Origin of the sequence: Serratia sp. 201 (assembly GCF_037027545.1) — a bacterium.
Taxonomy (GTDB): Bacteria; Pseudomonadota; Gammaproteobacteria; order Enterobacterales; family Enterobacteriaceae; genus Serratia; species Serratia bockelmannii.
In genome coordinates this window covers 467,074-486,861 of the sequence record NZ_JAXCHC010000003.1, presented here as the reverse complement: position 1 = coordinate 486,861, position 19,788 = coordinate 467,074, and the positions used below count along the sequence as shown (strand labels likewise).

At 61.1% G+C, this 19,788-nt stretch carries 17 protein-coding genes and 1 other RNA gene; 6 read left to right on the top strand and 12 right to left on the bottom strand.

Annotation, left to right across the window (positions count from 1 at the left end; genetic code table 11):
* Nucleotides 1–32: 32 nt before the first annotated feature.
* The 7 genes from gcvP to WA302_RS17860 form a co-directional block, all read right to left on the bottom strand.
* A complete protein-coding gene (gcvP, locus tag WA302_RS17890) occupies nt 33–2,912 on the bottom strand; it encodes an aminomethyl-transferring glycine dehydrogenase (protein ID WP_043142647.1) in 2,880 nt (959 codons plus the stop codon).
* Between the two features lie 92 nt (nt 2,913–3,004).
* On the bottom strand, nt 3,005–3,391 hold the full coding sequence (gcvH, locus tag WA302_RS17885; RefSeq protein WP_099817444.1) for a glycine cleavage system protein GcvH: 387 nt from the start codon (nt 3,389–3,391) through the stop codon (nt 3,005–3,007).
* Nucleotides 3,392–3,437: 46 nt separating this feature from the next.
* A complete protein-coding gene (gene gcvT, locus WA302_RS17880) occupies nt 3,438–4,535 on the bottom strand; it encodes a glycine cleavage system aminomethyltransferase GcvT (protein WP_336064646.1) in 1,098 nt (365 codons plus the stop codon).
* A 506-nt stretch (nt 4,536–5,041) separates the two neighbouring features.
* A complete protein-coding gene (gene ubiI, locus WA302_RS17875) occupies nt 5,042–6,244 on the bottom strand; it encodes an FAD-dependent 2-octaprenylphenol hydroxylase (RefSeq protein ID WP_025304151.1) in 1,203 nt (400 codons plus the stop codon).
* A gap of 78 nt (nt 6,245–6,322) precedes the next feature.
* Nucleotides 6,323–7,501: a 2-octaprenyl-6-methoxyphenyl hydroxylase gene (ubiH, locus tag WA302_RS17870; RefSeq protein WP_049206143.1), complete on the bottom strand. Its 1,179-nt coding sequence runs from the start codon at nt 7,499–7,501 to the stop codon at nt 6,323–6,325.
* Between the two features lies 1 nt (nt 7,502).
* The gene (gene pepP, locus WA302_RS17865) at nt 7,503–8,819 is read right to left on the bottom strand and encodes a Xaa-Pro aminopeptidase (protein ID WP_025304153.1); all 1,317 of its coding nucleotides are present in this window, start codon (nt 8,817–8,819) and stop codon (nt 7,503–7,505) included.
* A 55-nt stretch (nt 8,820–8,874) separates the two neighbouring features.
* On the bottom strand, nt 8,875–9,453 hold the full coding sequence (locus tag WA302_RS17860) for a YecA/YgfB family protein (protein WP_025304154.1): 579 nt from the start codon (nt 9,451–9,453) through the stop codon (nt 8,875–8,877).
* Between the two features lie 319 nt (nt 9,454–9,772).
* Here WA302_RS17860 and zapA point away from each other — a divergent pair, with 319 nt between their 5' ends.
* The 3 genes from zapA (at nt 9,773) to WA302_RS17845 (ending at nt 10,986) form a co-directional block, all read left to right on the top strand.
* Nucleotides 9,773–10,102, top strand: coding sequence for a cell division protein ZapA (gene zapA, locus WA302_RS17855; protein WP_004931621.1), 330 nt, complete (start codon nt 9,773–9,775; stop codon nt 10,100–10,102).
* Between the two features lie 40 nt (nt 10,103–10,142).
* A non-coding RNA gene (gene ssrS / locus WA302_RS17850) (6S RNA) lies at nt 10,143–10,325 on the top strand.
* A 52-nt stretch (nt 10,326–10,377) separates the two neighbouring features.
* Nucleotides 10,378–10,986, top strand: a complete 609-nt coding sequence (locus tag WA302_RS17845; RefSeq protein WP_049208251.1) for a 5-formyltetrahydrofolate cyclo-ligase — start codon at nt 10,378–10,380, stop codon at nt 10,984–10,986.
* A 48-nt stretch (nt 10,987–11,034) separates the two neighbouring features.
* Here the strand turns inward: WA302_RS17845 and serA are convergent, their stop codons facing one another.
* Nucleotides 11,035–12,273: a phosphoglycerate dehydrogenase gene (serA, locus tag WA302_RS17840; RefSeq protein ID WP_025304156.1), complete on the bottom strand. Its 1,239-nt coding sequence runs from the start codon at nt 12,271–12,273 to the stop codon at nt 11,035–11,037.
* 292 nt (nt 12,274–12,565) lie between these two features.
* Nucleotides 12,566–13,222, bottom strand: a complete 657-nt coding sequence (gene rpiA / locus WA302_RS17835; RefSeq protein WP_025304157.1) for a ribose-5-phosphate isomerase RpiA — start codon at nt 13,220–13,222, stop codon at nt 12,566–12,568.
* 204 nt (nt 13,223–13,426) lie between these two features.
* Between rpiA and WA302_RS17830 the strand changes: the two genes are divergently transcribed.
* The gene (locus tag WA302_RS17830; protein ID WP_141966758.1) at nt 13,427–14,320 is read left to right on the top strand and encodes a LysR family transcriptional regulator ArgP; all 894 of its coding nucleotides are present in this window, start codon (nt 13,427–13,429) and stop codon (nt 14,318–14,320) included.
* Between the two features lie 48 nt (nt 14,321–14,368).
* Here WA302_RS17830 and WA302_RS17825 read toward each other — a convergent pair whose 3' ends face one another.
* The 3 genes from WA302_RS17825 to WA302_RS17815 all read right to left on the bottom strand — a co-directional run bounded on the left by WA302_RS17825 (nt 14,369) and on the right by WA302_RS17815 (nt 16,782).
* Nucleotides 14,369–15,100 carry an oxidative stress defense protein gene (locus WA302_RS17825; protein ID WP_025160209.1) on the bottom strand — a complete coding sequence of 244 codons (732 nt, stop codon included), beginning with the start codon at nt 15,098–15,100 and terminating at the stop codon, nt 14,369–14,371.
* 121 nt (nt 15,101–15,221) lie between these two features.
* On the bottom strand, nt 15,222–15,839 hold the full coding sequence (argO, locus tag WA302_RS17820) for an arginine exporter ArgO (protein ID WP_025304159.1): 618 nt from the start codon (nt 15,837–15,839) through the stop codon (nt 15,222–15,224).
* A gap of 124 nt (nt 15,840–15,963) precedes the next feature.
* Nucleotides 15,964–16,782, bottom strand: coding sequence for an IclR family transcriptional regulator (locus tag WA302_RS17815; RefSeq protein WP_025304160.1), 819 nt, complete (start codon nt 16,780–16,782; stop codon nt 15,964–15,966).
* A gap of 374 nt (nt 16,783–17,156) precedes the next feature.
* On the opposite strand from WA302_RS17815, the gene WA302_RS17810 reads away from it, so the two are divergent.
* Both WA302_RS17810 and WA302_RS17805 read left to right on the top strand, forming a co-directional pair.
* A complete protein-coding gene (locus WA302_RS17810) occupies nt 17,157–18,710 on the top strand; it encodes a sugar ABC transporter ATP-binding protein (protein ID WP_043142665.1) in 1,554 nt (517 codons plus the stop codon).
* Entirely contained in the window at nt 18,703–19,785 is a 1,083-nt protein-coding gene (locus WA302_RS17805; RefSeq protein ID WP_016930014.1) for an ABC transporter permease, read from the top strand. The genes WA302_RS17810 and WA302_RS17805 overlap by 8 nt, the downstream gene beginning before the upstream one ends.
* Nucleotides 19,786–19,788 lie beyond the last annotated feature (3 nt).

Here is a 19,788-nt window from a genome sequence, read left to right as displayed (position 1 = left end):
GTGTCCCCCAAACACAAACTTTGCCGAACGTGTTATTCGTAATCGCTCATCGGCACGCAAGAGCAGAACAGGTTACGGTCGCCGTACACGTCGTCCAGACGCTTAACGCTCGGCCAGTACTTGTTCTCGCGCACGCCGGCCACCGGGAACACCGCCAGCTCGCGGCTGTACGGGTGCTGCCAGTCGTTGACCAGCTCCGCCTGCACGTGCGGCGCATTCACCAGCGGGTTGTCTTCCAGCGGCCATTCGCCTTTGGCGACGCGGTCGATCTCGCTGCGGATCGCCAGCATCGCATCGATAAAGCGATCCAGCTCCACTTTGCTTTCCGACTCGGTCGGCTCGACCATCAGCGTGCCCGCTACCGGGAACGACATGGTCGGCGCGTGGAAGCCGAAGTCGATCAGGCGCTTGGCGATGTCCATTTCGCTGATGCCGGTCTCTTCCTTCAGCGGACGAATATCGAGGATACATTCGTGCGCCACGCGGTGATCGCGGCCGGTATACAGAATCGGATACGCGTCTTTCAGACGGGTTGCGATGTAGTTGGCATTCAGGATTGCCATCTGGCTGGCCTGCTTCAGGCCTTCCGCGCCCATCATGCGGATGTACATCCAGCTGATAGGCAGGATGGAGGCGCTGCCGAACGGCGCCGCGGAGACCGCGCCCTGCTGGGTGGTTACGCCGTCGATCTGCACGACGCTGTGGCCCGGTACGAACGGCGCCAGGTGCGCTTTCACGCCGATAGGGCCCATGCCCGGGCCGCCGCCGCCGTGCGGGATGCAGAAGGTTTTATGCAGGTTGAGGTGCGAAACGTCCGCGCCGATGTAGCCTGGCGTGGTGATGCCCACCTGGGCGTTCATGTTGGCGCCGTCCAGATATACCTGACCGCCGAACTGATGCACGATCTGGCACACTTCACGGATGGTTTCTTCATACACGCCGTGGGTCGACGGGTAGGTCACCATGATGCAAGAGAGTTCTTCACCTGCCTGCTCTGCCTTGACGCGCAGATCGTGCAGATCGATGTTGCCGTTCTTGTCGCAAGCGACCACGACCACACTCATGCCCGCCATTTGGGCAGAGGCCGGGTTGGTGCCGTGCGCCGAGCTCGGGATCAGGCAGACGTGGCGGCCCGCTTCGTTGCGGCTTTCGTGGTAGCGACGGATAGCCAGCAGGCCGGCGTATTCGCCCTGCGCGCCGGAGTTCGGCTGCATGCATACCGCGTCATAGCCGGTCAGCTGCACCAGCCACTGAGACAGTTGGCCGATCATCTGTTGGTAACCGGCAGCCTGCTCCGGCGGGCAGAACGGGTGCAGTTCGGAGAATTCAGGCCAGGTGATCGGGATCATTTCCGCCGCAGCGTTCAATTTCATGGTGCAAGAGCCCAGTGGGATCATTGCCTGGTTCAGCGCCAGATCCTTACGCTCCAGACGATGCATGTAACGCATCATCTCGGTTTCGCTGTGATAGCGGTTGAATACCGGGTGGGTCAGGATCGGGTCCTGGCGCAACATGGCGGCCGGGATCGATGCGCTGTTCTTGCTCACCGCCGCGTCCAGCGCGTCGATGTCCTGGCCGTGGTTGTCGCCGGCCAACAGTGCAAACAGCGTTTGCACGTCTTCACGCGAGGTGGCTTCATCCAGCGTGATGCCCACGGCGCCGTGAATGTCGGTACGCAGGTTGATGCCGAAGCTCAGCGCACGTTCCAGCACGGCAGCCTTGTCTTTCACTTCAACGGTCAGGGTGTCGAACCAGGTGTTGTGACGCAGCGTCAGGCCGGCCTTCTGCAGCCCGGCGGCCAGAATGTCGGTCAGGCGGTGGATACGCCCGGCGATGCGCTGCAGCCCTTGCGGGCCATGGTACACCGCGTACAGGCTGGCGATGTTGGCCAACAGCACCTGCGAGGTACAGATATTCGAGTTGGCCTTCTCGCGGCGGATATGCTGCTCGCGGGTCTGCATCGCCATACGCAGCGCGGTGTTGCCGGCGGCATCGCGGGAAACGCCGATGATGCGGCCCGGCATCGAACGCTTGAACTCGTCGCGGCAGGCGAAGAAGGCAGCGTGCGGGCCGCCGTAGCCCATCGGCACGCCGAAGCGCTGCGCGGAGCCAAACACCACGTCGGCGCCCTGCTTGCCCGGCGCGGTCAGCAGCACCAGGGCCATGATGTCGGCGGCCACGCTGGTGATGATTTTGCGCGATTTCAGTTCGGCCAGCAGCGCGCTGTAGTCGTGCAGCTCGCCGGTGGTGCCCACCTGCTGCAGCAACACGCCGAACACGCCGTCCAGCTCCAGCACTTTTTCCGCTTTATCGACGATGACGTCGAAGCCGAAGGTTTCGGCGCGGGTGCGCACTACGTCCAGCGTCTGCGGATGCACGTCGTCAGCCACGAAGAAGCGGTTGGCGTCTTTCAGTTTGCTGGCGCGTTTGGCCAACGCCATCGCTTCGGCGGCGGCGGTCGCTTCATCCAACAGCGACGCGGAGGCCAGATCCAGGCCGGTCAGATCGAGGGTCACGGTCTGGAAGTTCAGCAGCGCTTCCAGGCGGCCCTGCGACACTTCCGGCTGATAAGGGGTATAAGCGGTGTACCAGCCCGGGTTTTCTAGCATGTTGCGCAGGATCACCGGCGGCGTCAGCACGGCGCTGTAGCCCATGCCGATATAGGATTTGTAGCGCTGATTTTGCGAGGCGATCGCCTTCAGCTCAGCCAGCGCCTGGTGTTCGGTCGCCGCGTCGCCGACCGGCGGCGGCCCCGGCAGCTGAATATCCGCCGGCACGATCTGTTGGATCAGCGCGCTGAGCGAGCGAGCGCCCACCGCTGCCAGCAACTCCTGGCGTTGTTCCGCAGAAGAGCCGATGTGGCGTTCGATGAACGCTTCGCTGTGTTCGAGTTGGCTGAGTGTCTGAGTCATTGCTACAAATTCCTGAATGCTTGCGTGATACGGGATATAGCTTGAACGGTAACTAAAACGCCCCGGCCGAGAGGCCTGGGGCGCGGTCACGATTACTCGTCGATCGAGGCCTGATAAGCCGCGGCGTCCAGCAGGTTCGCCAGCTCGCCTTCGTCGGAGGCTTTAATCTGGAACAGGAAGCCGTCACCGTAAGGTTCGCTGTTCACCAGCTCCGGGGAGCTTTCCAGCTCGCTGTTCACCGCCACGATTTCGCCGCTGATTGGCGCGTAAATGTCCGACGCCGCCTTGACGGATTCCGCCACGGCGCAATCTTCACCGGCGGCGACGCTGCGGCCCACTTCCGGCAGATCGACAAACACCATATCGCCCAGCAGTTCCTGCGCGTGTTCGGTGATGCCTACGGTGTAAACGCCGTTACCTTCTGCACGAACCCACTCGTGGGAGGATGCGTATTTCAATTCTGTTGGCACATTGCTCATCGCCGGTTACTCCTTCGAAGAAATAAAAGAATCAATCAATAAAAAATCAATTTGTCAGCGGCTTGCCGGCGCGAACGAAACCGGGCTTGGTCACTTTGACCGGCATTTCACGGTTGCGGATCTGCACGATAGCCTGCTCGCCGATGCCTACCGGCACGCGCGCCAGCGCGATGCTGAAGCCCAGCGTCGGAGAGAACGAGCCGCTGGTGATCACGCCTTCGTGGGTTTGCCCCGCCGCGTCGGTGAAACGCACCGGCAGCTCATTACGTAATACGCCTTTTTCCGTCATGATCAAGCCGACCAGTTGCTCGGTGCCCTGCTCGCGCTGTTGCTCCAGCGCTTCGCGGCCGATGAAACGGCGATCTTCCGGCTGCCAGGCGATGGTCCAGCCCATGTTGGCGGCCAGCGGCGAAACGCCTTCATCCATCTCTTGCCCGTAGAGGTTCATGCCCGCTTCCAGACGCAGCGTGTCGCGCGCGCCCAGACCGGCCGGCTTGACGCCCGCGGCCAGCAATTTTTGCCAGAAATCCGCCGCCTGCTCTTTCGGCAGCGCGATCTCATAGCCGGCCTCGCCGGTGTAACCGGTGGTGGCGATGAACAGCTCGCCGGCCTGCACGCCGAAGAATGGCTTCATGCCTTCGACCGCGCTTTTTTGTTCCGGGGTGAACAGGGTACCGGCACGCTCTTTGGCCTGCGGGCCCTGCACTGCGATCAGCGCCAGATCGTCGCGCACCGTCAGCGCGACGCCATACGGCGCGGCGTGCTCTTCGATCCAGGCCAGGTCTTTGTCGCGGGTGGCGGAGTTCACCACCAGGCGGAAATAGTCTTCAGTGAGGAAATAAACGATCAGGTCGTCGATCACGCCGCCGGAGGCATTCAGCATGCCGGTGTACAGCGCTTTGCCGGGTTGGGTCAGTTTGGCGACGTCGTTCGCCAGCAGGTAGCGCAGGAACTCGCGGGTGCGGGCGCCGTGCAGATCTACAATGGTCATGTGAGACACGTCGAACATGCCGGCATCCTGACGCACCGCGTGGTGCTCATCGAGCTGCGAGCCGTAGTGCAGCGGCATCATCCAGCCGTGAAAGTCTACCATGCGCGCACCGCACGCCACGTGCTGGTCGTACAGTGGGGTTTGCTTTGCCATCTTTTCCCTCTTTCCACTCGTCGCTAGAAGTTAGGGTGCTGCCACGCAATGCGGCGGAGCCTGGCTCGCGGCCCGATCGCCATGGCGCACTGACTGCTCAACACAAATGCTGCGCCGTGACGGGCGGAAACTGCGTGTAACCGCCGTGACGCAAACGATACCTTTCCCTCGAACTTATCATCGAACGACCACATTAACCATAAGTTAAAATAGGCTCATCGCCGTTCCCGGGCGGTAAAATGCCGGGGTAGTGTGCAGAGTTTTTCACTGGAAAAATGCGCCTTAAGGCACAAAATTAACAATTAAAGCGGTAAAACGCCGAAGTTATATAACAAACAGATGGCCGCGCATGGGATCCCGACTTTTGATAACCGAACATGGAATTAGAAAAAGTAATGATAAAAAGCGGCTGAAATTAGATTATTTCAAATGAAGGGTTATATAAGGAAAAGCGATGGAATAAGGCGAGAAGCGCGAGCCCGGTGCGGGCCCGCAGAAGGAAGGGATCAGGCAAGCCACTCGGGCAGATCGTTCAGGCCCATCGCCTGACGCACCAGCTTAGGCTTGACGCCCGGCAGGCTGTCCGCCAGCCGCAGGCCCACGTCGCGCAGCAGCTTTTTGGCCGGGTGGTTGCCGTCAAACAGTTCGCGGAAACCCTGCATGCTGGCCAGCATCACCGCCGCGCCATGTTTGCGGCGGCGCTCATAGCGGCGCAGATAGAGGTGCTGGCCGATATCCTTGCCCTGCCGCTGCAGGCGGCGCAGTTCGGAAATCAGCTCGGCGGCATCCATAAAGCCCAGGTTCACGCCCTGCCCGGCAAGCGGGTGCACGGTATGCGCCGCATCGCCCACCAGCGCCAGGCGGTGCGCGGCGAAGCTGCGCGCATAGCGGCCGGTCAACGGGAACGCCAGCCGTTCGCTTTCCAGGCTGCAAGCCCCCAGGCGCATGTCGAAGGTCATCGCCAGTTCGCGGTTGAATTGCTCCGGTTCCAGCCGTTTGAGCCGTTCGGCTTCTTCCGGCGTCACCGACCAGACGATAGAGCTCAAATGCGGATCGCTGAACGGCAGGAACGCCAGAATGCCGTCGCCGTGGAAAATTTGCCGCGCCGTCGCCTGATGCGGTTCTTCGGTGCGAACGGTGGCCACCAGCGCGTGGTGACGGTAATCCCAGAAGGTGAGCGGGATATCGGCATGCTGGCGCAGCCACGACTGGGCGCCGTCGGCGCCGATCACCAACCGGGCGGTCAGCATGCGCCCGTCCTCCAGCGTGACGAAGGCGTCATTTTCGCCCCATGCTACCTGCTTGAGCGCGGCCGGGGTAATCAGCGTGATGTCCGACAGGCTTTCGGCGCGTTTCCACAGCGCCTGCTGGATCACCGAATTTTCGATGATGTGGCCGAGGTGGCTGAAGCCGCACTCGTCGCCGCGGAAAGCAATCTTGCCGAAGCTGTCGCGATCCCACACTTCCATCGCATTGTAGGCGCTGGCGCGCAGCTGGAGAATGTCGTCCCACACGCCGATGTGCTGCAGCAAACGCTCGCTGGCGGCATTGATGGCGGAGACGCGCAGGGCCGGCTGTTCCGACGGCGGCGCCATCTCCGGCTGGCGCTGCTCCAGCACCGCCACGCGCAGCCCGCTGCCCTGCAGGCCGCAGGCCAACGCCAGCCCCACCATACCGCCACCGGCGATAATCACGTCAAATGATTGCATGCTGCTCGATTTCCTTAAATAACGCGCGACGCCTTGCCGCGCCGCGCTTTGGGCGCGTTAAAGCGCCCGACCATGTCTCTAACGTTCCACCCAGCCCAGCGTACGCTTGGCGAAGGCATCGCGTATCGCCGGCAAACGTTCCATCGCCATCAGCCCCAGATTGCGCCCAATCACCAGCGGGCCATAACGGTTGGCGAACAGATGAATCAACCCGTCGGTCACGCCGATCGTCGCCTGTTGATCGTTTTGCCGCCGCTGCTGATAACGGCTCAGCAGTGCGTAACCGCCGGCGTCTTCGCCGCTGTCTGCCGCTTCCGCCAGCGTTTCCGCCAGCGACATCACGTCGCGCAGGCCAAGGTTGAACCCCTGCCCGGCGATAGGATGCAGCGTTTGCGCCGCGTTGCCCACCAGCGCCAGCCGGTGGCTGACATGGCGATCGGCGGTCAGCAGCCCGAGTGGATAACTGTGCCGTTTACCGGCCTTGAGGATACGCCCCAGCCGCCAGCCGAAAGCTTGTTGCAGCTCGGCGATAAAGCGCTCGTCGTCCCAGGCATCCACCTGGGCGCGATCTTCACGCGCATGGCACCACACCAGTGAACTGCGCCCTTGCGACATCGGCAACAGCGCCAGCGGCCCATAGCGGGTAAAGCGCTCAAAGGCGCGCCCCTGCGGATCTTCCGCCGTGGTGACGTTGGCGATGGTGGCGAACTGCGGATAGTCCTCCTGCCGCCACTGCACGTTGCAGGCCTGCGCCAGCGCAGAGCGCGAACCGTCGGCCGCCACCAGCAGCTGCCCGCGCAGACGCTGGCCGTTGTCCAGCAGCACTTCCGCCCGCTCTGCGGTGCGGATCACGTCCACCACCCGCGCCGGGCAGTGCAGCGTGACACCCGGCGCCTTGGCCAGCAGCGCGAACAGCCGCTGCCCGGCGTCGTGCAGTTCGATCACCTGGCCGAGCGCATCGACCTGATAATCTTGCGCCTGCAGATTCACGAAGCCGGCGTGCCCGCGATCGCTGACGTGCACCTGAGTGATCGGCGTAGCGCAATCGCGCAGCGCCGGCCAAACGCCGATGCGCGCCAGCTGTTGGCAGGTACCCTGCGCCAATGCGATGGCGCGGGCGTCAAAACCTGGGTGGCTGCGGTCATCCGGCCGGGTCGCCTCGACCAGATCCACCGCCATTCTTCCCTGAGTGAGCGACGAAATGGCCAGCGCCAACGTCGCGCCCGCCATACCGCCGCCAACGATAATAACGCTCATGCTACGACCTTGCCGCCGCCATCAAGGCCTCGATGGCATCGGCGTCTTTCACCACGGTGGCGGTCAGGTTTTCATTGCCGTCGGCGGTGATCACGATATCGTCCTCGATGCGGATGCCGATGCCGCGGTACTCCGCCGGCACGTCCGCATCCGGCGCGATGTACAGCCCCGGCTCCACGGTCAGCACCATGCCCGGCTCCAGCAGCCGATCGCGGCTCGGCGTGCCGTAGTGGCCAACGTCGTGCACATCGAGACCCAGCCAGTGGCTCAGCCCGTGCATGAAGAACTGACGGTGCGCCTGCTCGGCGATCAGCGAGTCGACTTCACCTTTCAATACGCCCAGCTCCACCAGCCCGACCACCATGATGCGCACCACTTCGTCATTGACTTCGCGAATGCTGGTGCCGGGTTTGAACAGTTCCAAAGCGCGCTGCAGCGACGCCAGCACAATGTCGTACACCGCGCGCTGCGGCCGGCTGAACTTGCCGTTGACCGGGAAGGTGCGGGTGATGTCGCCGGCGTACCCCTGGTACTCGCAGCCGGCGTCGATCAGCACCAGATCGCCGTCGCGCATCTGGCTCTCGTTCTCGGTGTAGTGCAGGATACAGCCGTTTTCGCCGCTGCCGACGATGGTGTTGTAAGACGGGTAACGGGCGCCGAGGCGGGTGAATTCATGATGAATTTCCGCTTCCAGCTGGTATTCGAACATGCCCGGGCGGCATTTTTCCATCGCGCGGGTATGCGCCAGCGCGCTGATCTCACCGGCGCGGCGCATCACCGCCAGCTCTTCCGGCGACTTGAACAGCCGCATGTCATGCAGCCACGGCCGCCAGTCGGTAACGGTGGCCGGCGCCTGCAGGCTCTGGCGGAACCCCTTGCGCAGCTTGTCCAGCGCGCCGAACAGGATCTGATCGGCATAGGCGTATTCGCCCTGCGCGTGGTAGACCACGTCCAGGCCGTTGAGCAGCAGGTGCAGCTGGTCATTGATTTCATCGAACGGCAGCGCGCGATCCACGCCCAGCTTCGCCGGCGCGGCGTCTTGCCCCAGGCGGCGGCCAAACCAGATTTCCGCCGTCAGATCGCGCACCCGGTTGAACAACACGCTGTGGTTGTGCGTTTCATCGCTTTTAATCAGCACCAGCACCGCTTCCGGCTCATTGAAGCCGGTCAGGTACCAAAAATCGCTGTTCTGCCGATAGGGATAGTCTGAATCTGCACTGCGCGTCGTTTCCGGCGCAGAGAAAATAACCGCCGCGCTGGCCGGCGCCATTTTCGCCAACAGCGCCTGGCGGCGGTTGTTGAATTCCTGCTGAGTCATTACCTTCTCCTGAAATCATGCCATCCGCACCGCCGGCGGAGGGGCGATAGAACGTTTAGTGCAGCGTCGGTTTGATATTTTCCGGCGCCGTCGGTTTTTGACGGGTGAATTCGCCGTGGCACATGATGGCGGCAACCCGCACATACTCCGCTACTTCTTCCAACGACTGTTCCAATTCTTCCTGATCTTCGTCTTCGTCGTAGCCCAGCTGCGCGATGTTGCGCAGATCGTCGATCGCTTCACCGACCTCGTCTTTCACCTGAGCCAGCTTCGGCTGCATCATGCCCAGCCCGAGCAGGAAGTGGTTGACCCAACCGCCCAGCGCGTCGGCGCGATCGAACACGCTGACGATCTCCCCTTCAGGCAGCATCAGTTGGAACAGGAATTCGTCATCTTCCAGCGTGTCACGCGTCACTTCATACAGCTGCTGCAGCGGTTGGCTAAGCGCCTGCGGGAAGGCGACGCCTTCGTTGGTCAGATCGTGCACCAGCGCCTGCCAGCCGGCGTCACGGCTGCCGCCGCACAGCAGGCCGCTGATCAGGCCGTGCATTTCTGCCGCGGTCAGCGCCACCGACTGCTGGTTGAGGGCCACGGTCAAAGATTGGTAACTTGGAAATGTATTCTGTATAGACATGCGCATTCGTCATCGTTGGCAGGATAAGTTCGTGTTATGCTACCACCAAGGTCCGTCGCTATACCAGATAAGCGCGACACCTCAGTGGCTAGTTATAATCGCGATGTGGCAGGTTTCACACTGCGCCGGCGGGTGACGAAAGTGCGGTAAATACGCATTTTGAAACCCTTTTTTGACTGGCAATGTGCGCCACAGTAGATTACAACCAGGTACTGAAAAAGGGGTTGTATCTTGGTACCGAGGTATATATAGTGGCGCCCGCTTTGACGGCCCGGCCAGGGCGGACAAGGCTGGCGCGAAATTTAGGCAGGAAGGTGGCATGTCTGCACAACCGGTAGATATTCAAATTTTTGGCCGCTCGTTAAGAGTCAATTGCCCGCCAGAACAACAAGATGCGTTGAATATGGCGGCGGACGATCTTAACCAACGGTTGCAAGATCTTAAAGTTCGCACTAGAGTCTCCAATACTGAGCAACTGGTTTTCATCGCGGCATTGAACGTCTGTCACGAACTTGCTCAAGAACGGTTGAAAACCCGTGACTATGCGTCCAATATGGAACAACGCATACGGATGCTGCAGCAGACCATTGAACAAGCGCTGCTTGAACAAGGTCGCATCTCTGAACGTCAGGATGCACAATTCGAATAACTTAAGTTGTTGAAATCAAAGTTTCAGCAACGAGTACAAAATTTCTCTGAGATGTTCGCCAGCGGGCCAGTCCCCTGAGCCGATATTTAGTACAAACAGAATGTGTTGCTCCGCGATCGGTGAGCACGCTCGGTGCGCCGAGAAGCCTTAAGATTGCGACGGCACGTTCACCTTGAACCATGGGTTCAAGGGTTACAGCCTGCGACGGCATCTCGGAGATTCCCCTTCTCAGCGGTTTATGTGTGCTGAACGCCACACTGAGCAAGCCTGATACGATGCCTTTTCACCCTCAATTCGCGCAGCAGCGCCAAGCCATTCGTCAACTCATTCGCCAACGTCGGCGCGAGCTTACGCCGGGCCAGCAACGCTTTGCCGCAGACAAGATAACCGAACGCCTCGTCGCGCACACACGTATTCAGGCCGCGCACAACATCGCGGTATTTTTGTCGTTTGACGGCGAACTCGACACCGGGCCGCTGATCGAGCAACTGTGGACGCTCGGCAAACAGGTTTACCTGCCGGTACTGCATCCGTTCAGTTCAGGACACCTGCTGTTTCTGCGCTATGCGCCGGAAACACCGCTGGTGCGCAACCGCTTCAATATTCTCGAGCCGCGGCTCGATGTGCGCCAGGTGTTACCGCTGGGCGAACTGGAGGTGGTGCTGACACCGCTGGTGGCATTCGATCATACCGGACAGCGTCTGGGCATGGGCGGCGGTTTTTACGATCGCACCCTGCAAAACTGGCGCAGCGGCGGCCCCTATCCCATCGGCCTGGCCCATGATTGCCAGCAGGTGGAGCACCTGCCGACCGAGCACTGGGATATCCCGCTGCCGGAAATCCTCACCCCGCTCTGCAGCTGGGCGTGGCACGAGCCCAAATAGCAAAAGGCCGGATCGCTCCGGCCTTTTTCGTTGCGGCGAGCCGACGAATCAGAACAGCAGACGGGCGCGAATGGTGCCGTCGATGGCCTTCATACGCTGCAGCGCGGCGTCGGCGCGCGCGGTTTCCGCTTCGATGTCGATCACCACGTAGCCGATTTCCGGCCCGGTTTGCAGATACTGCGCGGCGATGTTAACCCCCTCTTCGGCGAAGATCTGGTTAATCTGCGTCAGCACGCCCGGACGGTTTTCGTGGATGTGCAGCAGGCGGCTGGCGTTCGGACCATGCGCCGGCAGCGACACTTCCGGGAAGTTGACGGCGGACAGAGTCGAACCGTTGTCGGAGTATTTCGCCAGCTTGCCGGCCACTTCGTCGCCGATGTTCTCCTGCGCTTCCTGCGTGGAACCGCCGATGTGCGGCGTCAGCAGCACGTTATCGAACTCACACAGCGGCGAGTTGAACGGATCGCTGTTGGTCGCCGGCTCTTCCGGGAAGACGTCGATCGCCGCACCCGCCAGGTGATTGCTGGCCAGCGCGTCGCACAGCGCGGGAATATCCACCACGGTGCCGCGCGAGGCGTTGATCAGAATGGCGCCCGGCTTCATCAGCGCCAGCTCTTCCGCCCCCATCATGTTCTTGGTGGCCAGTGTTTCCGGCACGTGCAGCGTCACCACGTCGCTCATATTGAGCAGATCGGACAGATGACGCACCTGCTGCGCGTTGCCTAACGGCAGTTTGTTCTCGATATCGTAGAAGAACACCTTCATGCCCAGCCCTTCGGCCAGAATGCCCAGCTGGGTGCCGATGTGGCCGTAGCCGATGATGCCCAGCTTTTTGCCGCGCGCCTCATAAGAGCCCACGGCCAATTTGTGCCACACGCCGCGGTGCGCCTTGGCGTTGGCGGCCGGAATGCCGCGCAGCATCAACAGCAGCTCGCCCAGCACCATTTCGGCCACGGATCGGGTATTGGAGAAGGGGGCGTTGAAGACCGGAATACCGCGTTTGGTCGCCGCTTTCAGATCAACCTGGTTGGTGCCGATGCAGAAGCAGCCCACCGCCACCAGTTTTTCTGCGGCGGCGAACACCTCTTCGGTCAGATGCGTACGCGATCGGATGCCGACGAAGTGTGCATCGCGGATGGATGCCTTCAGCGATTCGGTGTCTAACGCACCCTTGTGGTATTCGATGTTGGTATAACCGGCGGCACGTAAATTATCGACCGTGCTCTGATGAACCCCTTCCACCAACAGGAATTTAATCCTGTCTTTCTCCAATGATACTTTTGCCATTTACCCGACCCTATGTTCAGACTTCAGAAGCGGCTGTGACGACACAGCTCCCATCCAACATAACAAAAATAACGCGGGCGGCAATACAAACGATTGCCTGCCCGGCAGGACAAGGCGCAGCGTTGATGGCGGTTTACGGCAGAAAATGCCATAGGGAAAGTTTTCAGCAGAAGCTTTGGGGAGTCAGCTTTCACAATGTGACATAAGTCACCAAATTTGCCGTTTTTCAGAAAAGATATTTTAACCGAAGAATTATGCGGCCCGGCACTACCGGGCCACAGACGGCAGAGGCTTATTTGACTACTTTCACGCCTTCCGGGGTGCCGACCAGCGCCACGTCCGCGCCGCGGTTGGCGAACAGCCCCACGGTCACCACGCCGGCGATGCCGTTGATCTTGTTCTCCAGCGCGATGGCGTCGGTGATGCTCAGGTTATGCACATCGAGGATCACGTTGCCGTTGTCGGTCACCACGTTCTGGCGATACTCCGGCAGGCCGCCGAGTTTCACCAGCTCGCGCGCCACGTAAGAGCGAGCCATCGGGATCACTTCCACCGGCAGCGGGAACTTGCCCAGCACGTCCACCTGCTTGCTGGCGTCGACGATGCAGATAAATTTCTTGGCGATGGCGGCGATGATCTTCTCGCGCGTCAGCGCCGCGCCGCCGCCCTTGATCATCTGCATATGGCCGTTGATTTCGTCCGCGCCGTCCACATAGATATCGAGCGAGTCCACTTCGTTGCTGTCGAACACGTGGATGCCGAGGCTTTTCAACTTGGCGGTGGAGGCGTCTGAGCTGGACACCGCGCCTTCGATCTGGTGCTTGATGGAGCCCAGCGCGTCAATAAAGTGGGCGGCGGTAGAGCCGGTGCCAACCCCGACGATGGTGCCCGGCGTCACGTATTCCAGCGCCGCCCAGCCCACCGCTTTTTTCAGTTCATCCTGCGTCATAATATGTCCCTTGCCTCTGTACGAAAACGTGTGCGTATTATAGGGTAAAACGCTGTTTTTCACGCCGGCAGGATCACACTTATTTACCGCAGCCCGCATTTTTACCCGCTTGGCGGCGAGCTGGGGGCGTGATTTTTCCACCTGCGCCGCACGCAAAATGTGGCATAGTGCCGGTATCATTCTAATTTAAGGGATATCTTTCCGATGAAACGCCCAGACTATCGTACGCTGCAAGCGCTGGACGCGGTGATCCGTGAGCGCGGCTTCGAGCGCGCCGCGCAAAAACTCTGTATCACGCAATCGGCGGTATCCCAACGCATCAAACAGCTGGAAAACCTGTTCGGCCAACCGCTGCTGGTTCGTACCGTGCCGCCGCGCCCAACCGAACAAGGGCAAAAGCTGCTGGCGCTGCTGCATCAGGTGGAGCTGCTGGAAGAAGAGTGGCTCGGCAATGACACCGGCGTCGATACGCCGCTGCTGCTGTCGCTGGCGGTCAACGCCGACAGTCTGGCAACCTGGCTGCTGCCGGCGCTGAAGCCGGTGCTGGCGGACTCCCCCATTCGCCTGAATCTGCAGGTGGAAGATGAAACCCGCACCCAGGAGCGGCTGCGCCGCGGTGAGGTGGTGGGCGCGGTGAGTATTCAGCCGCAGCCGCTGCCGAGCTGCCTGGTGGATCGGCTGGGAGCGCTGGACTACCTGTTCGTGGCCTCCAGCGGCTTCGCCGAGCGCTACTTCCCGAACGGCGTCACCCGTTCCGCGCTGTTGAAAGCGCCGGCGGTGGCCTTCGATCATCTCGACGACATGCATCAGGCATTCCTGCAGCAGAACTTCGATCTGTCGCCGGGCAGCGTGCCCTGCCACATCGTGAACTCATCGGAAGCCTTCGTGCAGCTGGCGCGTCAGGGCACCACCTGCTGTATGATCCCGCATCTGCAGATCGAAAAGGAGCTGGCATCCGGTGAACTGATCGATCTGACGCCCGGGCTATACCAGCGCCGCATGCTGTACTGGCACCGTTTCGCGCCGGAAAGCCGCATGATGCGCAAAGTGACCGACGCGCTGCTGGAACACGGTCATCTGGTGCTGCGTCAGGATTAAAACGAAAAAAGGTTCGCCGCAGCGAACCTTTTCTTCAATACGATAACCTTACTGCGCGGCGTTACGCTGCAGCTCGAACACCACGTCCACCTGATCGTCGAAGTGAATGCTTTGCTGTTCATAGGTTTGCGCCGCGTCGCTTTCCGCCGCCGCACCGGCCGCTTTATACATCCGCGCCACCGGCATCGGCTGGTAGTTGGCGACCCGGTAGCGAATGCTGTACACCGGCCCCAGCTTGGCGTGGAAGCCTTTGGCCAGGGATTCGGCCTGCTGAGTCGCGTTCTCGATCGCTTTTTGCCGCGCCTGCTCGCGATACACGTCCGGCTTGGCGACGCCCAGCTCCACCGCGCGGATCTCGTTCAGGCCGGATTTCAGCGCGCCGTCCAGCAGCTCGTTCAGCTTGTCCAGCTGACGCAGAGTCACCTGCACCTGGCGCACCGCCCGGTAGCCCTTCAACACCGACTCACCGGTTTTTAGGTAATCGTATTCCGGCTGGGTGCGCAGGTTGGCGGCGCTGATGTCTTTCTTCTCGATGTTGTTTTTCTGCAGGAAATCAAAGTACTGCGCCACGCGCTCGTCTACCTGCTTCTTCGCCTGGGCGGCGTCTTTGGAGGAGACGCTCACTTCGATCGCCAGGGTGGCGATATCCGGCGTGGCGTCCACGCTGGCGGTGCCGGAGGTGACGACGTGCGGCCCTTCAGGCACTTCAGCCGCCTGCAGCGCCATCGGTAACGTCCCTAATCCGACCATTGCGGCCATAGCCAATGCTTTTAGCTTCACAGTGTCTCCTTAATGACAGGCTGTCTCTGATCGCCGGCTTTTCCCTGTGAGAACCGCCGGTTTCCTGGCATCAAACGTAGCATATCGCGCGGCGTTTTGAATTCGGATTAGTGACAAATTCTTATAAATTTGCCCCCTGCCAGGCCAGCTGCAGCGCGATGCCCCACATCACCAGCCCGACCAGCGCGTTGATGATGCGCTGCGCCCGCTGCGTGTTCAGCCACGGCGCCAGCCAGGAGGCCAGCAGCGCCAACCCGAAGAACCACACCGCCGACGCGCTGACCGCGCCAAGCGCGAACCAGGAACGCACGTCCGCCGTCAGCTGCCCGCCCAGGCTGCCGAGCACCACAAAGGTATCCAGATAGACGTGCGGGTTCAGCCAGGTGACCGCCAGCATGGTGACCACGAGGCGCCAGCGGCTCTGCGCCAGCTCCTGCGCCGCGGCCTGCGCAGGTTGCGGGCTGAAGGCGGAACGGAACGCGCCCCAGCCGTACCACAGCAGAAACGCCACCCCGCCCCAGGTGACCAGCGCCAGCAGCAACGGCGAGCGGGTCAGCAATGCGCTGCCGCCGAAAATACCGGCGCAGATCAGCACGATATCGCTCAACGCGCACAACGAGGCAATCATCAAATGATACTGGCGGCGAATGCCCTGGTTCATCACGAATACGTTCTGCGGGCCCAGCGGCAGGATCATGGCGGCGCTCAGGGCAAAGCCCTGCAGGAAGACGGCTAACATGGGGATTCCTCGAATGATAAAAGGCGCCGGACGAGGGCGCGTGTCGGTCAACACGCGCATCATACGAGGAAGCGATCATTAGGTGAAATTGATGTTTCTAATCCAGTATCAGAGACGCTAATACTTAAATCGGCGTGACGAACCCCAGCTCCTGAGAGATGCGTTGCGCGGTGGCCAGCACCGGTTTAATCAGGCTTTTGACGCCGATCTGCTGCAGCTTGGCGGTCGGCAGAGAAACCGACACCGCATAAGGCACGCGCTGTTGAATATCGAACACCGGTGCCGCCACGCAGGAGACCCCCAGCTCGTTTTCCTCGCGATCCATCGCCATGCCGCGCTGGCGAATATCGGCCAGTTCCTCATACATCTTCGGCAGCTCGGTAATGGTATTGCGCGTCAGCGTCTGAATCTCTTGCTGGTGAGTCTGCCAGTAGTGAGCCGGGTAATCATCGTTGCCGTAAGCCATGAAGATTTTACCCATCGCCGAACAGTACAGCGGCATATGCTGGCCGATATAGGCGCGGGTGCGCATCATGCCGGTGGTCGGCTCCAGCTTGTAGATCAGGATGACGTGGTCGTCTTCGCGGCTGGAGAAGTTGACCGTCTCCCCCACTTCCAGATTCAGCTGTTCCAAATGCGGCGCGGCCACGTGAATGATGTTGAGTGACGACAGCGCCTTCTGGCCGATGGAAATGAACTTGGTGGTCAGGCGGTAGCTGCCCGGCGACGGCGCCTGGGTCACATAGCCGCTGGTGTGCAACCCTTGCAGCAGGCGGTGCACCGTGCTCTTGTTCATGCCGGCCAGCTCGGACAAATGCGCCAGCGGACATCCGTTGGGGAAATTACTCAGGATCTCAATCAACTGCAAACCGCGGAACAGGCTTTGGCTGCCCAGCGGTTTGTCTTTCTTGTCATCTTTCTCGTCGACGGCTTTCAGGCTCATAGCGAAAATCTCTCCAGTGTCGAACCGCCAACCGGCGCTGCGGCAAAGTCAGCAGGCTCTTTGCCGGGCATGTTACCCCAAGGCCCGCAACAGGTGAAGACGGAACGCCGTTTCATTGTCCGCAGCGGGATAAAAATCCGCAATATTTCCCCCGTGTTGAAGTGAGCCATCGGTCACACTTCCGCAAAGTAAAAAATAACTCATTGTTTAATAACAATAATTAAAACCTCACCGCCTTTGATTTAGCGCAACGAACGTCATATTATTTTTGAAATTGAATTTCGCATATTGAAATTTAAAGACCAGATACTCACCAGTAGTTTGGCTAATTTGCCCGACATCTTCGCACGGGCACGACACCAGGGGCGCATCACATGACTATGGATAATGCGGCACAACCCATCCTTACCCTCAGCCACATCGTCAAACGATTTGGCGGCAACGTGGCGGTCAACGACGTCAGCCTGCAGGTGATGCCGGGCGAAGTTCTGGCGTTGCTGGGCGAAAATGGCGCCGGCAAATCGACGCTGATCAAAGTGCTGGCGGGCGTCTACCCGCGCGACGGCGGCGATATTCGCTTTCAGGGCGCAAGCATCGCCTCCGCCGCCGCGATAAAAAGCACCAGCCGCCAGCCGATCGCCTTTATTCATCAGGATCTCGGCCTGATCGAATGGATGACGGTGGCGGAGAACATGGCGCTGGTGATGGGGTTTCCCCGCCGCTTTGGGCTGATCGACTGGCGCGCCATTCGCCGCCGGGCGGCGCAGGCGCTGCAAGACGTCGGCATCGCGCTCGATCCCGATGCGCGCGTCTTCGAACTGTCGCGCACCGAAAAATCGCTGCTGGCGATCGCTCGCGCGGTGGCGGTCAACGCCGAGCTGCTGGTGCTGGATGAACCGACCGCCTCCCTGCCCGCCAACGACGTGCGTCATCTGTTCGCCGTGATCAACCGGCTGCGCGCCAAAAAGGTCGGCATGATTTATGTCACCCACCGTCTGGACGAAGTGATCGAAATCGCCGATCGGATCTGCGTGATGCGCGACGGGCGCTATGTCGCCGGCGGTCGCACCGCCGACTACTCGCTGCGCGATCTGGTGCAAACCATCGTCGGCGAAGCGATGGCGGACGATCAGCGCGAACCGCTGCCGGAACATCGTCCGCCGGTGCTGCAGCTCGATAGCGTCACGGTGGGCGACATCGGCCCGGTGAGCTTCGACTTGCAGCCGGGCGAGATGCTGGCGCTGGCCGGCCTGCGCGGGGCCGGGCAAGAAGAGATTGGCCGGCTGCTGTTCGGGTTGCGCCAGGCCGACGGCGGCGCGATTCGATTTCGCGATCGGCCCTATCAGGCGAGCACCCCGCAGAAGGCGATGGCCTGCGGCGTTTCGCTGGTGGCGGGCGATCGCACCGGCGAAAGCCTGGTGATGTCGATGAGCGTGCGTGAAAACCTGTTTATCAACCCCTGCGCCAGCGGCCACCGGCTGCTCTCCCGCTACGGGCGGCGAGCGGAGATCGGCGCCAGTTGGTGGAAGGTGCAGCTGTTCGACGTACGCCCCAAGGACGTCAATATCGATATCAGCGCGCTGTCCGGCGGCAACCAGCAAAAGGTGGTGATGGCGCGCTGGATGCATCTGGGGGCGCCGCTGCTGATCCTGGAAGATCCCACCGCCGGCGTGGACGTCGGCGCGCGCGCGGAAATCTACCATCTGCTGAATAAATCCCTGGCGGAAGACGTGGCAGTGCTGGTTATCTCCAACGATTTCGAGGAGATCGCCCATATTTGCAACCGCGCACTGGTATTCAACCGCGGGAAAGTGGTCGGCGAGCTGAAAAATCAGCAGGTGTCATTCGCCAATTTATTGGAGCTGGCCTCTGCCAGCACTGGGGAAAACGTCGCAATCACGTCAGAATCCGAGGTAGGCCATGTCTAAAACATCCGTTAAATCAACCGCACTGGAGCAGCGCGTCAGCCTGGCGCAGGACGGCGCCGGCCCGTGGCTGATGCAGGTTCTCACCCGCTATGGCCTGCTGCTGCTGTGCATCGCGCTGGTCGTGCTGTTCTCACTGCTCACCCCCTCCTTCGCATCAATGCTGACGCTTCAGGCTATCTTGTCGAGCAAGGCCAAAATCGCCCTGTTGGCGCTGGCGGCGACCATCCCGATGATCGTGGGCAAGATCGATCTTAACGTCGGTTTCGGCATTGTGCTGTGGCACATTCTGGCGATCACGCTGCAGGTGGAATACGGCTTCTCCTGGCAGATGGCGGTGCTGACGGTGCTGGCGATCTCGGCGCTGTACGGGTTGCTGAACGGCATTCTGGTGGCGCTGGCCGATATCGACAGCTTCGTCGCCACCCTCGGCTCCGGCACCGTACTGTACGCCATTGCCCTGTGGCACTCCGGCGGGCGGCAGATCGTCGGCGACTTGCCGGATGCCTTCATCGCGCTGCACCACACCGAGATCGCCGGCATTCCGATCGTGGCATTTTACGTGCTGATCGTCGCGGTGGTGCTGTGGCTCATCACCGAACACACCCCGCTCGGCCGCTGCATGTATGCGGTGGGCGGCAACCCGGCGGCGGCGCGCCTGAACGGCATCTCGGTCAACCGCTTTACCATCGGCGCCTTCATCGCCTCCAGCGTGCTCACCGGTTTCAGCGGCGTGTTGATCGCCGCCGAACAGGGCGTCGGCCAGGCCAGCGTCGGCATGGACTATCTGCTGCCAGCGCTGGTCGGCGCCTTCCTCGGCAGCACCACCATTCGCCCAGGGCGCGTCAACGTCTGGGGCACCGTGGTCGGCATCGCCATTCTGGCTATCGGCATCGCCGGCATCCAGCAGTTCGGCGGCGAATTCTGGGTCGAGCCGCTGTTCAACGGCGCGACGCTGTTGCTGTCGATCACTCTGGCCGGCTATGCCCAACGCCGCCGGCTGCTCAATCAGAAAGCGGTACAACGCAGCCAGGCGACGCCGGCTGACAACAACAATCAGACAGCGACTCACCCTTAAACC